Genomic DNA, 13,398 nt, shown 5'->3' with positions numbered 1-13,398 from the left:
CAAGTATGCTGGACACCGGTGGATTCCCGCCCCCGGCGGGCATTCAGACTCACGCCTTGCATTACCCGGAATCGCCTTGACCGACACCACCCCGCGCCCCGCGCCGAGCGAAAACCACCTCCTGATCAACGCCTACACGACGCATCCGGAGTCCCCCCTGCTGTCCGTCACCCGCCGCATCGCCGACAGCGGCTGCAATCTGGTGGACGCGCGCCTGGCCACGGTCGGCCGCGATGTCTCGGTCACCGCCCTGGCCACCGGCTCCTGGGATTCGGTCGCCAAGCTGGAAGCGATGCTGACCCGGCTCGAGCGCGAGGAAGGCCTGAAGCTGGTCTGGTACCGCACCGAGGCCAAGCAGGCGCAGTCCAACCTGCTGCCGTACATCGTCGAAGTGATCGCCGCCGACAAGCCGGGCATCCTGTTCCAGCTGGCCGATTTCTTCGACCGCCAGGGCATCACCATCGAGACCCTGCAGAGCACGCGTTACCGCGCCATGCAGACCGGTGCTGAAATGTTCAGCGCGCAGGTCACCATCGGCGTGCCGGCCAACATGCACATCGCCGCGCTGCGCGACGATTTCCTCGAGTTCTGCGACCACCTGAACCTGGACGCGATCATGGACCCGATGAAATTCTGATCGGACGTGCGGATTTTCGCGCGCCTCTCACGGGCGCGTGGCGTTTCATGCAATTGTCGTAGAAACAACCCAGGCTCGACAGAAGGACCTCATGAACAACGGCGATACCCTGGACAGCATCACCCTTTCCCTGCCGCTGGCGCTGTCCGGCGGCGAGCAGTCCACCCTCGGCGATTACGCCGGCCAGTGGCTGGTGCTGTACTTCTACCCCAAGGACAGCACGCCCGGCTGCACCACCGAAGGCATCGACTTCAACGCGCTGCTGCCGGAATTCAGGAAGGCCGGTGCGGTCGTTCTCGGCGTCTCCCGCGACTCGGTCAAATCGCACGACAACTTCTGCGCCAAGCAGGGATTCAACTTCCCCCTGGTCAGTGATGCCGACGAAGCGCTGTGCACCGTCTTCGACGTCATCAAGATGAAGAACATGTACGGCAAGCAGGTACGTGGCATCGAACGCAGCACCTTCCTGATTTCTCCCGACAGCCAACTCGTGCAGTCCTGGCGCAAGGTCAAGGTCGCCGGCCATGCCGACGCCGTGCTTGCCGAACTGAAGGCCGCCCAATCCAAGTGAGTTCCAACGCCCACTGTGTCCGCCACCACCCTGCCCCGCAGCAGGTCGTGGTGGTTTTTCCCTGTCCGTAACCAGGAAATGACGATGACCCGAGGCAAGCGCATCTACGTGCTGGATACCAACGTGCTGATGCACGATCCCACCGCGCTGTTCAAGTTCGAGGAACATGACGTCTACCTGCCCATGCAGGTGATCGAGGAGCTGGACAACGGCAAGAAGGGCACCTCCGAAGCGAGCCGCAACGCCCGCCAGGTGAGCCGCTTCCTCAATGAGCTGGTGCAGGAATCGGGCCTGGACAACCTGGCCGACGGCATTCCACTGGAACGCCCCAACGGCCTGCAGCTGCGCGGCAAACAGAGCGCCGGCAAGCTGCGCTTCCAGACCAGCCATTTCGACGCGGGCAAGAGTTTCGGCAAGGTCATCCCGGACAACGCCATCCTCGGCGCGATCCTGGCGCTGAAGGAAGAAACCCCGGACCTGCCGGTGGTGTTCGTTTCCAAGGACATCAACCTGCGGATCAAGGCGGCCATCGCCGGCATCGTGTCCGAGGATTACGAGAACGACCGCGCGCTGGATGATTTCAGCCTGCTCTACACCGGCGCCACCGAGCTGCCGGAAGACTTCTGGAAGCGCCACGGCGAGGACCTGCGCAGCTGGAGCGACAAGGGCCGCACGCATTACGAAATCCTCGCCCAGGACGGCGAGGAGTGGTACCCGAACCAGTACGTCTACCTGCCCGGCGAAGACGAGGTCGAGCTGCGCGTCAGCCGCGTGGTCGGCGATGGCAAGGTGGTGCTGTCGCTGGTCGATGATTTCCGCCACGGCAGCCATGCCGTGTGGGGCATCAGCGCGCGCAACCGCGAGCAGAACTTCGCGCTCAATGCGCTGATGGACCCGGAGATCGACTTCGTCACCCTGCTCGGCACCGCCGGCACCGGCAAGACCCTGCTGGCACTGGCCGCCGGCCTGGCGCAGACGATGGACCAGCAGCGCTACCGCGAGATCATCATGACCCGCGCCACGGTGAGCGTGGGCGAGGACATCGGCTTCCTGCCCGGTACCGAAGAAGAAAAGATGACGCCGTGGATGGGCGCGCTGACCGACAACCTGGAAGTGCTCACCCACAACCAGGAAGGCGGCACCTGGGGCCGCCAGGCCACCAACGACCTGCTGGCCAGCCGCATCAAGATCCGCTCGATGAACTTCATGCGCGGGCGCACCTTCCTGTCGCGTTACCTGATCCTCGATGAAGCGCAGAACCTCACCCCGAAGCAGATGAAGACGCTGATCACCCGTGCCGGCCCCGGCACCAAGATCGTCTGCCTGGGCAACGTCGAGCAGATCGACACTCCGTACCTGACCGAGACGACCTCGGGCCTGACCTACGCGGTGGATCGCTTCAAAAACTGGCCGCATAGTGCGCACATCACCCTGCGCCGAGGCGAACGTTCGCGCCTGGCCGATTACGCTTCGGAGGTGTTGTGAACCGTTGCACCCGCCTGCTGCTGCCCACGGCTGCGATCGCTCTCGCAGCCGCCCTGGGTGCGTGCACCACCACGCGCGGCCCGGCCAGCGTGCCGACCGCCGAGCGCACCGGCCAATCGTGGGTGGTCACCCGCCCCGTCATCGCCGCGCAGGTATTGGATACCTGCTCGCGCACCAGCCCCGGCCGCGAGGCCGGGCGGGTGAGCGGCTACTGGGCGCCGAGCCGGCAGCAGGTGGACCAGATGGAAGCGAAGCTGTCCTCGCTGGAAGCACAGGTGCCGCACGTACTGGATTTCGACCGCCAGTACGTGGGCATCGAAAGTGGCGGCCGGCAGCTGATCTACATCAACGCCTTCCACCTGCCGGAAGATGCCAGCACCAATCCCGCGCGCGAAGCGATCCGCGTGTGTGATGGCGGCCGGCAGTTCTGGGGCGCGGTGTACGACCCGGCCACCGGCAGCTTCAGCGACCTGCAGTTCAACGGCGGCAAAGTGCCGTCGCCCTGAGGCGGCGGCATGGGAATCCGCCTGCCCACCTGGGTCTGGATCGGCGCTGTCGCGTTGTCCAGCGTGGCCGGCATGGTCAACGTGGTGGGCTTCCTGGGCTTCGAGCACCAGGCGGTGAGCCACATGACCGGCAGCACCAGCCAGCTGGGCATGGCGATTGCCCAGGGTGACTGGCGCGCGGTCGGCCATCTGTGGGGCCTGCTGATCGCCTTCTCGCTGGGCGCGATGCTCAGCGGCCTGCTGATCCAGGCCGACACCCTGCAGCTGGGCCGGCGCTACGGCGTGGCCCTGGCGATCGAATCGGCGCTGCTGCTGGTGGCCATTCCACTGTTCGAGCAACAGCAGATCTGGGGTGCGCTGGCCGCGGCCATGGCCTGCGGCCTGCAGAACGCGATGGCCACCACCTTCAGCGGCGCGGTGGTACGCACCACCCATCTGAGCGGCATGTTCACCGACCTCGGCATCGGCCTGGGCCACCTGCTGCGCGGCCTGCCGCTGCAGGTGCGCCGGTTGACCCTGAGCGGGCTGATCATCAGCGGCTTCCTCGGCGGCGGCATCGTCGGCGCGTGGTTGTTCATGCACTTCCGCTACGACGCCCTGCTCGCCCCCGCCCTGCTCACCGGCCTGACCGGCATCGTGTATGTGCTGTACCAGCAGTGGGCGCGCTGGCGGTATTGAACCCAGGGCATCCACGCATGGCGTGGATCTATTTTCCCCTGCGGGACCACGGCACAATCGAGGCATGAGCCCGACCACTCCCGCTTCCGCCCTCACCATCGCCGGCTCCGATTCCGGCGGTGGCGCCGGCATCCAAGCCGATCTGAAGGCCTTCGCCGCGCATCGCGTGCACGGCCTGTCCGCCATTGCCGCGTTGACCGCGCAGAACACCCGCGGTGTCACCGCCGTGCACGTGCCCCCGGTCGCCTTCCTGCGCGCGCAGCTGGACGCCTGCTTCGATGATTTCGACATCCACGCAGTGAAGCTCGGCATGCTGGCCAATGCAGAGGTCATCCACACCGTTGCTGACGTGCTCGAACAGCGCCGCCCCGCCCACGTGGTGCTGGACCCGGTGATGGTCGCCACCAGTGGCGCGCGCCTGCTGGAAGACAGCGCGCTGCAGGCAATGCGCGAACGGCTGATTCCGCTGGCCACGCTGATCACCCCCAATACGCCCGAAGCCGAGCTGCTGGTCGGCCGCAGCATAGGCAACGCCGACCACGCCGAGCAGGCGGCTGCCGCGCTGCTCGACATGGGCGCCGGCGCCGTACTGCTGAAGGGCGGCCACCTGCACGAAGGCAACCGGGTGATCGACCGCTACTTCGACGGTGTCAGCAGCGAGGAATTCATCCACGCACGGCTGCCTCTGGACGCGCACGGCACCGGCTGCACGCTGGCCTCGGCCATTGCCGCCCAGCTGTGCAACGGGCTCAGCCTGGCCAATGCCTGCGAAGCCGGCATCGATTACGTGGCGCGCGGCCTGCAGCAGGGCTACGCGCCCGGCCGCAGCGAGGTGCTGGTGCTGGATCACTTCGGCGCGGCACCGCACGCATGAGCGCTGCGCCGCGCACGATCGCCGTGGACAGCGGCGATGGCCACCGCTACGAGATCATCGCCTGCATGCCTGCACAGCCGCTGGCACGCCTGCTGTGGCTGCCGGCGCTGGGCGTGGCCGCGCGCCACTACCTGCCGCTTGCGCAGGCGCTGGCAGCACGTGGCATCGCCGTCTACCTGCATGAGTGGCGTGGCAACGGCAGCAGCTCACTGCGCCCGTCACGCACGGTCGACTGGGGCTACCGCGAGATCCTCGAGCAGGATCTGCCGGCCAGCCACGCCACGCTGGCCGGCGAAGACGATGCATGCAGCGCACTGCCCTGGATCATCGGCGGCCACAGCCTGGGCGGGCAGCTGGCCTGCCTGCATGCAGGGCGCAACCCGGAGTGTTTCCAGCGCCTGTGGCTGGCGGCCAGCGGCACGCCGTTCTGGCGCGTGTTCCCACCCCCGCGCGGTTGGCTGCTGCCACTGTTCTACCGGTTCCTGCCGTGGATCGCGCGCCGCCAGGGTGTGCTGCACGGTCGTCGCCTCGGCTTTGGCGGCACCGAAGCACGCGGGCTGATCGCCGACTGGGCGCGGGTGGGCCTGAACAGCCACTACGCCGCGGTGGGCATGGACGAAGATCTGGAAGCTCAGCTGGCACGCATCCACGGCAGCGCGCAGGCGGTGCTGATGGCCGACGACTGGTTCGCGCCGCCCGGCTCGATGCAGGCGCTGCTGGCCAAGCTGCCGAATGTGGCCTCACGCGTGCGCGTGCTGTCCGCGCAGGAACTGGGCACGCGCGCCGATCACTTCGCCTGGATGAAGGCCCCGGATGCCGTCGCTGAAAGCTTTTTCATTCAGTTGAATGAAAATTTTCACAAAAGCGTTGACGACAGCCGCCGACATCCGCATAATTCCGCTCCTGTCGCAGGGCGCCCGTAGCTCAGTTGGATAGAGTACCTGGCTACGAACCAGGCGGTCGGGAGTTCGAATCTCTCCGGGCGCACCACACACGATCAATACAACAAGTTTATGTAATTGGCGCCCGTAGCTCAGTTGGATAGAGTACCTGGCTACGAACCAGGCGGTCGGGAGTTCGAATCTCTCCGGGCGCACCATTACACCGAAACAGCAGGCTCCGGCCTGCTGTTTCTTTTTTGCGTTTTCGGCAGGGCTGCGCCCTGCACCTGCAGAGGCCTTCAAGCAACGGCAACGTCAAAATCCAGAGCGGCATTCCGTGGGATGGCGGGGCACTGTGGGTTTGCGGGGACGCCGTAAACCCATCCATGGGGGCTTGGTCGCCGCATCCATGCGGCTCACACCCCGCAAACCCACAGTGCCCCGCCTTCGACAGTTGGTCGGCGGCTGTTGGCAACTGCTGCTGTTGGTGGGTGCCGACCGTTGGTCGGCACATCTGTCAGATATCGAATGAGTTCATCCACGCATGGCGTGGCTCTACTGCGCCGCTGTTGGTAGGTGTCGACCTTGGTCGACACGTTTTTTCTATCAGATATCAAAATTCATTCGGGGTCAGAGCCCGTTGCGCAGCAACGGGATCCGACCCCGTGCTCCGACAGATCGCGGAAGTCTGTCGAAGGCGGGGTGGGTCCGGTTGAGGGGGTGTGAGCGGCATGGGCCCGAGGCATGCCTCGGGCGGGTTGGGCAGGACGCCCAACCCCGGTCTTGCCGTGTGCGCAGGACAGCGCACACCAGCAAGCGGCGACCAAGCCCCCATGGGTGAGGGCGCTTTGCTTGCGAAGCACTGCTTCGCAAGCGCCCGAACGCACAGCCGCCAGCGGCTGGGCCGGACCCCGGAGGGGGTTTACGGCGTCCCCCTCAACCGGACCCACCCCGCCATCCCACGGATAACCAGCTGTTGCTGTTGCTTCGGCTTCTGCAGGTGCAGGGCTGCAAGCCCTGCAAAAGAAAGCCCTCATCCACGCATGGCGTGGATCTACCCCATCGCCTGCCACCACTGCGCCAGCAGCTCCGGCCTGCGCAACCGCTCGCGCCACCAGCGCAATGCCGCACCATCCTCACCCGTGCGCCACGCCAGCCAGAACGTCTCCTCCGGCTTCGGCTCCTCCACCTCGCGGATCACCAGCTGGCCACGCGCCACCGCTGCGCGCGCGCACGGCTCGGGCAGGAAACCGAATCCCACACCCTCGCACTGCAGCTTCAGCTTGCTGGCCATGTCCGGCACCGTCAGCATCTCCTGGCCCATCAACAGGCCCACGGTGCGTGGCAGCAGGCGGCGTGCGGAATCGGACACGGCAATGGCGCAGTGCTCGGCCAGCTGTTCGCGGCCCAGTGCGCCCGGCACCTGCGCCAGCGGATGATCCGGCGCCACCGCGAACACGAAATCAACGCTGCCCAGCGGCTCCACGACATAACCGCCGCCACTGGGCCCCTCGCCCGCTGCAGCCACCAGCAGGTCGGCGCGACGGTCCAGCAGCGCCTCCCAGGTGCCCGACAGCGCTTCGCCGAACAGACGCAGGCGCGTCGGCGCTTCGATGCCGCGGAACGCGGCAATGTCCGGGCCCAGCAGCCAGGTCGGGAACATCGAATCCACCGCCAGGCTCAGCTCGGCCTCCCAACCGGAGGCCACCCGGCGCACCCGCAGCTCCAGCTCGCGGGCAGCGCGCAGCAGGTGGCGACCCTCGTCCAGCAGGGCGCGACCGGCCTCGGTCAGCTCGGCGCGGGGGCCGACCCGGTCGAACAGCTGCACGCCCAGGTCCTCCTCCAGCTTGGCCACGGTGTAGGAGATGGTCGAGGGCACCTTGTGCAGGGCCTTGCCGGCGGCGGCAAACGAGCCGCGGCGGTCGATGGCATCCAGGATCTGCAGGGCATCGAGGCTGAGCTTGAGCATTCGAAATTTTCGATGATGGCTGTCAAAACTATCCGTTTTTCAAACCCGGGGTGCAAGCGGATACTTCTCTCCAACGGGGAAACACAGCGGCCACCGGCTCACCCCGCCCCATCGAAACCATCGAACAAGGAGAAATCATCATGCTGCAGATCCGCAAGAGCGCTACCCGTGGCCTGGCCGAGCATGGCTGGCTGTCTTCCCGCCACACCTTCTCCTTCGCCGGCTACTACGATCCGCGCTACGTCAGCTTCGGCCCGCTGCGCGTCATCAACGAAGACAAGGTCATCGGCGGCCAGGGCTTCGGCACCCACAGCCACAGCAACATGGAAATCATTTCCTACGTGCTGGGCGGTGCGCTGGAGCACAAGGACTCGATGGGCACCGGTTCGGTGCTGCGCTACGGCGACGTGCAGGTGATGAGCGCCGGCAGCGGCGTCAGCCACAGCGAGTTCAACCACTCGGCCACCGATCCGGTGCACTTCCTGCAGATCTGGGTCTTCCCGGACAGCGAGAACATCGAACCCTCCTACCGCGAGACCCACTTCGCGCCGGAGACCAAGCGCGGCCAGCTGCGCCTGATCGCCTCGCCGGATGGAGCCGACGGTTCGCTGCGCATCCAGCAGGATGCCCGCATCTACGCCACCATCCTTGATGGCAGCCAGAAGCTGCACCACGCACTGGGCAATGGCCGTGGCGCCTACGTGCAGGTCGCCCGTGGCCAGCTGCAGGTCAACGGCATCACCCTCGATGCCGGCGATGCACTGCAGGTCAGCGACGAAGCACAGCTGACCCTGGAGAACGGCAACGACGCGGAAGTGCTGGTGTTCGACCTGCCGCTGTAAGCGCTACGCCGTAGCAAGCAGCGAGGCCCGCGATGCCCACCGGTATCGCGGGCCTCTGCATGTGCGGCGAGCGACGCTGCATTCGTATTCGCCGCGGGATGACACGAATGGCACTTGCCCACGCCAGCTGCAAACGTTTTCATGACAGGGATTCTCCGGAGCCTTCCCTGCGCATGACGCCTTCCTCCCCGCGTGCCCAGCAGCACGCCACCCGCGCCGCCTTCCTCATTCCCGGCTTTGCCACCGCTGCCTGGGCGCCGATGGTGCCCTATGCCAAGGCCAAGGCCGGCCTGTCCGATGCCAGCCTGGGCGCCGTGCTGCTCTGCCTGGGCCTCGGCTCGCTGCTGGCCATGCCGCTGGCCGGCGCACTGAGCGGACGCCTGGGCTGCCGTCGCCTGATGGTCATCACCACCGCGCTGATCCTGCTGGCACTGCCGTTGCTGTCGCTCGCGTCCTCGCCGCTGGCACTGGGCGCGGCGCTGTTCCTGTTCGGTGCTGGTGTCGGCGCCATGGACTGCACGATGAACATGCAGGCGGTCGCGGTCGAACGCGATGCCGGCCGCGCGATGATGTCCGGCTTCCACGCGTTCTACAGCATCGGCGGCTTCGTCGGTGCTGGCTGCATGACCGGCCTGCTGTTGCTGGGCACGCCGCTGTGGATGGCGGCCCTGCTGTCGGTGGCCGCACTGCTGGTGGTGGCGCTGCTGGCGGCACCGCACTGGCGCGCGCAGCGCATCGCCCATGACGGCCCGATGCTGGCCATTCCGCATGGCGTGGTGCTGTTCATCAGTGTGCTGGCCTTCATCGTGTTCCTGGCCGAAGGCTCGATGCTCGACTGGAGCGCGGTGTTCCTGGCCGACGTGCGGCAGGTGCCGCGTGACCAGGCCGGTGCCGGCTTCGCGGTGTTCACCCTGGCGATGACCGCGATGCGCCTGTTCGGCGATGGCATCGTCGAGCGCCTCGGCCGCACGCGCACCATCGTCGTCGGCGGCATCACCGCCGCCACCGGCTTCGCCCTGGCCACGCTGGTGCCCTCCTTCGCCGTGGCACTGGTTGGCTACGTGATGGTCGGCCTGGGCTGCGCCAACATCGTGCCGGCGCTGTTCTCGATGGCCGGCCAGCAGCGCGCGATGCCGGAGAGCATCGCCATCACCGCGGTGACCACGCTGGGCTACGCCGGCATCCTCGCCGGCCCGGCGGCCATCGGCGGGCTGGCCCATCTCACCACGCTCGGCTTCGCCTTCCTGTGCGTGGCCGCGCTGCTGCTCGGCGTCGCCGCCTCGGCCCGCGCCCTCGCCCGCCGCCTGCCCTGAATCCAAAAAAGGGGACGGAGGGGATCAAGTCGTTTGTGCCACAAGCGACTTGATCCCCTCCGTCCCCTTTTTTTCAGGTGCGCACCAGCCACTCGGCCTGGGCAGGCAGCTGCGGTGCCGGGCAGGTCGCACGCGGGTGGTGTTCGTCCTGCGCCATCCAGTCGTCGACCACGCCGGCCAGCAGGTCCAGGCGCAGCGGCAGGGTGATGTGGTCTTCGCCGCGCATCTCGATGTAGTGCGCGCGCGGGTTGGCCTGGGCAAGCTCGCGGCCCTGGCTGACCGGAATGTGCTGGTCGCCCTGGCCGTGCAGCAGCAGCACGCAGGCGCGGGTATCGGCCAGCGCGCGGGCCACGTCCACCTGGTCCAGGTCGACATCGATGCGGCGGCTGGCCGCGGCGATCACCTGGTTGATGTCCTGGCCGCCGTAGCGCCAGCGCGCATAGGACGCCACCACCTGCGCCTTCAGCCCGACCGGCTGCAGCGCCATCAGATGCGGGATCATCGTGCGGATGGCCACGCCGGCATTGGCGAAGGATTCCATCGCCACTACCCCGGCCACCTGGTCGCCCAGCTTGTCGGCCGTGAACACCGCCGTGGCCGCGCCATAGGAGACGCCGAACAGATACAGCGGCCCGGTCACCTCGCCGCGCGCGCGCAGTTCGCCGATCACATCAACCACGTCATCCGATTCGTAGGTGCCGTAGCCGGACGGCCCATGCCCGGACTGGCCGTGGTTGCGCAGGTCCAGGGTGACCACGCGGTAGCCGGATTCGGCCAGCTGCAGCGACCACGGCAGCATCGAATCGCCGTTCATCATCCAGCCGTGCAGCAGCACCACGGTGCCGCGCGGCGCCTGCGCACGGAACGGCTGCGGCACGGTGAGGCTCAGCCCGGTGTCCAGCGGCTGGCCGTTTTCATGGCGCTGCGGCAGGTAGTGGTAGCGGGCGCCGTAGTCGCCCGCATCGAACGCACGCCAGAAGATCGGCACGCCATCGCGTCCAGGCAGGAAGCCATGGCGGTTGGGCAGCTCGGCGATGGCCGCGGCGATGCGCGGCTGGTCCAGCAACGTGGACACGCCACCGGGCGCGATCAGCTGGTCGCTGAACGAGGTGGACGAGGCGGTGATCGAGGATGAGCATGCAGCCAGCCACAGGCCGGCGCACGCCAGCAACAGCAGCAGCGGGCGTTTCATGGGCAATCGGGGAAAGGTGCGACAGCGTGGCAGGTTAGCGGGCGCGACCGGGCGCATCTATCGCAGGTCGATGACGGGTTGATGACAAGCCGGGATCGATTCAGCTTCGTCGGATGTCGTTCACGGACAAAGCATTGATCCGGATCAATGAACGGGCCCGCGCGTTTGCCGACAGTGCGGCCATGCGTACCTCGCTCAAGCTCCTTCTTGCCCTGGCCGCCGCTGTCGGTGCGGCCTGGGGCATCGCCCGCAGCACGCCGTACTGGTTCGCGCCGCGCCAGCCTGCCGTGGTCGACATCCACGATCCGGCCTTGATCGCGCGCGGCCAGTACCTGTCGCGTGCGGCCGACTGTGCCGCCTGCCACACCGCGCCCGGCGGCCGGCCCTTCGCCGGCGGGTTGGGCATGCAGACGCCGATGGGCACGCTCTACTCGACCAACATCACGCCGGACCCGGCCACCGGCATCGGCGCCTATGACTATGCCGATTTCGAGCGCGCGGTCCGCCGCGGCATCCGCCATGACGGCCAGCCGCTGTATCCAGCCATGCCCTACGCCTCCTACGTGATCGCCAGCGACGACGAGATCCGCGCGCTGTATGCCTATTTCATGGGTGCGGTGCAGCCGGTGCGCCAGCACAACGCTGACAGCACCATCCCCTGGCCGGCCAACATGCGCTGGCCGCTGGCGTGGTGGCAACTGCTGTTTGCCCGCCCCCGCAGCTTCGTTGCCGATCCTTCGCTGGATGCCGGCCAGCAGCGCGGCGCCGAACTGGTGGAGGGCCTGGCGCACTGTGGCGCCTGCCATACCCCGCGCGGCGTGGCCTTCCAGGAAACCGCCATGGCTGATGACGAAAGCCGCCGCTTCCTCTCCGGTTCGGTACTGGAAGGCTGGTATGCGAAGAACCTGCGCAACGAAGCCACCGGCCTGGCCAGCTGGAGCCAGGACGAGATCGTCGAGTTCCTGCGTACCGGCCGCACCGATCGCTCCGCCGCGTTCGGCGGCATGGCCGACGTGGTGGAACACAGCACCCAGTACCTGACCGACGCCGACCTGCTGGCCATGGCCCGTTACCTGAAGCAGCTGCCGCCGCGCGCCGGCCGCAGCACGCAGTGGATTGCAGGCCCCGACACGACCACCACCGCGCTGCGCGACGGCGACTACCGCGTGGAGGGTTCGCTGGCCTATGCCGAGCACTGCCAGGCCTGCCACCGCGCCGATGGCCGTGGCATGCCGCGCATCTACCCTGCCCTGGCCGGCAACTCCATCGTCTTCGCCGATGACCCGAGTTCGCTGGTGCAGGTCACCCTGGCCGGTGGCCGCACGCCGCACACGCCGCACGACCGGATGGCCTTCTCGATGCCCGGCTTCGAGCATCTGCCCAACGCCCAGCTCGCGCAGATCCTGACCTTCATCCGCAGCAGCTGGGGCAACCAGGCCAGCGCGGTGAGCGAAGCCGACATCGCGCGCATGCGCAGGGTGGTGCGCGACAAACCCGTGCATGTGGTTCCGCAGGAGGTGGCACCATGAGGCGCTCACGCAAGCGCAGAAGCGCGGCCATTGTCATTGCCATCGGCGTACTGGTGGTGGCCGCAGCCGCCGCACTGCTGTACGCGTACCGCCATCCGTCGCTGGATGCCACCCCCGCCACGCTGGACATCCTCGACGCACAGGGCGCGCGGGTCGGCGCGTACCACATGCCCAGCGCCGAAGAGATCGCCAGCCTCGGCAATGGCGATGCGGTGATGTACGGCCGCCGCCTGCTCAATGAGACCGCACGACTGCTGCCGGACAACGTGGGCAATGACCTGAACTGCAACTCCTGCCACATGGCCGAGGGCAAGCGGCCTTTCGGCAACCACTACCTCAACACCGGCGGCGGCAGCTACCCGCGCTACATGACCCGCCCCGGCAAGGAGATCGGCCTGGTCGAACGCATCAACGGCTGCCTGCAGCGTTCGATGAACGGCAAGCCGCTGGCCCGCGACGCACCACCGATGCGCGCGATGCTGGAATACATGGCCTGGCTGAGCCGCCCCGTACCCGACGGCGCGCGCGTGTCGGCGCCAAGCGAAGGGCCGATCGATTCCTCGCTGGTGCCCGACCGCGTGCGCGGCCAGGCCCTGTATGCAGCGCAGTGCGCCGCCTGTCACGGCGGCAACGGCGAGGGCCGCCGCGATGGCAGCGGCGATATCGCCTTCCCGCCGCTGTGGGGCGAGCGCAGCTTCAACATCGGCGCCGGCATGGCACGGCTGTACAAGGCGGCCAGCTTCGTCAAGCACAACATGCCGCCGGCAGCGGGCCGCGAACCACCGCTGGGCCAGCAGGTGATGCCCGACCAGGACGCGGTGGACATCGCCGACTACTTCATCCACCAGCCGCGGCCGGATTTCGCCGGCAAGGGCAAGGACTGGCCGCGCGACCCCAAGCCCAAGGATCCGCGCTACTGAC

General features: G+C 67.4%; 13 protein-coding genes and 2 tRNA genes. 13 read left to right on the top strand and 2 right to left on the bottom strand.

Annotated elements, in window-relative coordinates; all coding sequences use genetic code 11:
• Window positions 1-76: 76 nt before the first annotated feature.
• The 9 genes from ACVOK1_RS05925 (at window position 77) to ACVOK1_RS05885 (ending at window position 5,850) form a co-directional block, all read left to right on the top strand.
• Window positions 77-637: a glycine cleavage system transcriptional repressor gene (locus ACVOK1_RS05925; protein WP_025879444.1), complete on the top strand. Its 561-nt coding sequence runs from the start codon at window positions 77-79 to the stop codon at window positions 635-637.
• A 91-nt stretch (window positions 638-728) separates the two neighbouring features.
• Complete coding sequence (locus ACVOK1_RS05920; RefSeq protein WP_481561414.1) at window positions 729-1,208, top strand: peroxiredoxin; 480 nt, start codon at window positions 729-731, stop codon at window positions 1,206-1,208.
• Window positions 1,209-1,292: 84 nt separating this feature from the next.
• Window positions 1,293-2,693: a PhoH family protein gene (locus tag ACVOK1_RS05915; protein ID WP_079221478.1), complete on the top strand. Its 1,401-nt coding sequence runs from the start codon at window positions 1,293-1,295 to the stop codon at window positions 2,691-2,693.
• Window positions 2,690-3,199: a hypothetical protein gene (locus ACVOK1_RS05910; RefSeq protein WP_200753719.1), complete on the top strand. Its 510-nt coding sequence runs from the start codon at window positions 2,690-2,692 to the stop codon at window positions 3,197-3,199. The genes ACVOK1_RS05915 and ACVOK1_RS05910 overlap by 4 nt, the downstream gene beginning before the upstream one ends.
• A 9-nt stretch (window positions 3,200-3,208) precedes the next feature.
• Window positions 3,209-3,877: a YoaK family protein gene (locus ACVOK1_RS05905; RefSeq protein ID WP_481561413.1), complete on the top strand. Its 669-nt coding sequence runs from the start codon at window positions 3,209-3,211 to the stop codon at window positions 3,875-3,877.
• 64 nt (window positions 3,878-3,941) lie between these two features.
• On the top strand, window positions 3,942-4,751 hold the full coding sequence (gene thiD, locus ACVOK1_RS05900; RefSeq protein ID WP_313148142.1) for a bifunctional hydroxymethylpyrimidine kinase/phosphomethylpyrimidine kinase: 810 nt from the start codon (window positions 3,942-3,944) through the stop codon (window positions 4,749-4,751).
• Complete coding sequence (locus ACVOK1_RS05895) at window positions 4,748-5,674, top strand: alpha/beta hydrolase family protein (RefSeq protein ID WP_481561412.1); 927 nt, start codon at window positions 4,748-4,750, stop codon at window positions 5,672-5,674. The genes thiD and ACVOK1_RS05895 overlap by 4 nt, the downstream gene beginning before the upstream one ends.
• A tRNA-Arg gene (locus ACVOK1_RS05890) sits at window positions 5,665-5,741 on the top strand. Before ACVOK1_RS05895 ends, ACVOK1_RS05890 begins: the two co-directional genes overlap by 10 nt.
• 32 nt (window positions 5,742-5,773) lie before the next feature.
• Window positions 5,774-5,850: transfer RNA gene (locus ACVOK1_RS05885), tRNA-Arg, on the top strand.
• Between the two features lie 836 nt (window positions 5,851-6,686).
• Here the strand turns inward: ACVOK1_RS05885 and ACVOK1_RS05880 are convergent.
• On the bottom strand, window positions 6,687-7,601 hold the full coding sequence (locus ACVOK1_RS05880) for a LysR substrate-binding domain-containing protein (RefSeq protein WP_406231989.1): 915 nt from the start codon (window positions 7,599-7,601) through the stop codon (window positions 6,687-6,689).
• Between the two features lie 140 nt (window positions 7,602-7,741).
• On the opposite strand from ACVOK1_RS05880, the gene ACVOK1_RS05875 reads away from it, so the two are divergent.
• On the top strand, window positions 7,742-8,443 hold the full coding sequence (locus ACVOK1_RS05875) for a pirin family protein (protein WP_079221472.1): 702 nt from the start codon (window positions 7,742-7,744) through the stop codon (window positions 8,441-8,443).
• Window positions 8,444-8,616: 173 nt separating this feature from the next.
• Window positions 8,617-9,756: an MFS transporter gene (locus tag ACVOK1_RS05870; RefSeq protein ID WP_481561411.1), complete on the top strand. Its 1,140-nt coding sequence runs from the start codon at window positions 8,617-8,619 to the stop codon at window positions 9,754-9,756.
• Window positions 9,757-9,829: 73 nt separating this feature from the next.
• On the opposite strand, the gene ACVOK1_RS05865 is transcribed toward ACVOK1_RS05870, so the two are convergent.
• Window positions 9,830-10,948, bottom strand: a complete 1,119-nt coding sequence (locus ACVOK1_RS05865; RefSeq protein ID WP_481561410.1) for an alpha/beta fold hydrolase — start codon at window positions 10,946-10,948, stop codon at window positions 9,830-9,832.
• A 182-nt stretch (window positions 10,949-11,130) separates the two neighbouring features.
• Here ACVOK1_RS05865 and ACVOK1_RS05860 point away from each other — a divergent pair, with 182 nt between their 5' ends.
• Window positions 11,131-12,477 (top strand): c-type cytochrome, encoded by a 1,347-nt coding sequence (locus ACVOK1_RS05860; protein ID WP_108770652.1) that lies wholly within the window; start codon window positions 11,131-11,133, stop codon window positions 12,475-12,477.
• Complete coding sequence (locus ACVOK1_RS05855; protein ID WP_481561409.1) at window positions 12,474-13,397, top strand: c-type cytochrome; 924 nt, start codon at window positions 12,474-12,476, stop codon at window positions 13,395-13,397. The genes ACVOK1_RS05860 and ACVOK1_RS05855 overlap by 4 nt, the downstream gene beginning before the upstream one ends.
• Window position 13,398 lies beyond the last annotated feature (1 nt).

It is taken from the genome of Stenotrophomonas sp. STEN087 (assembly GCF_056759115.1).
Note: the sequence above shows the minus strand (reverse complement) of the source record. Positions and strands in the feature narration are given on the sequence as shown.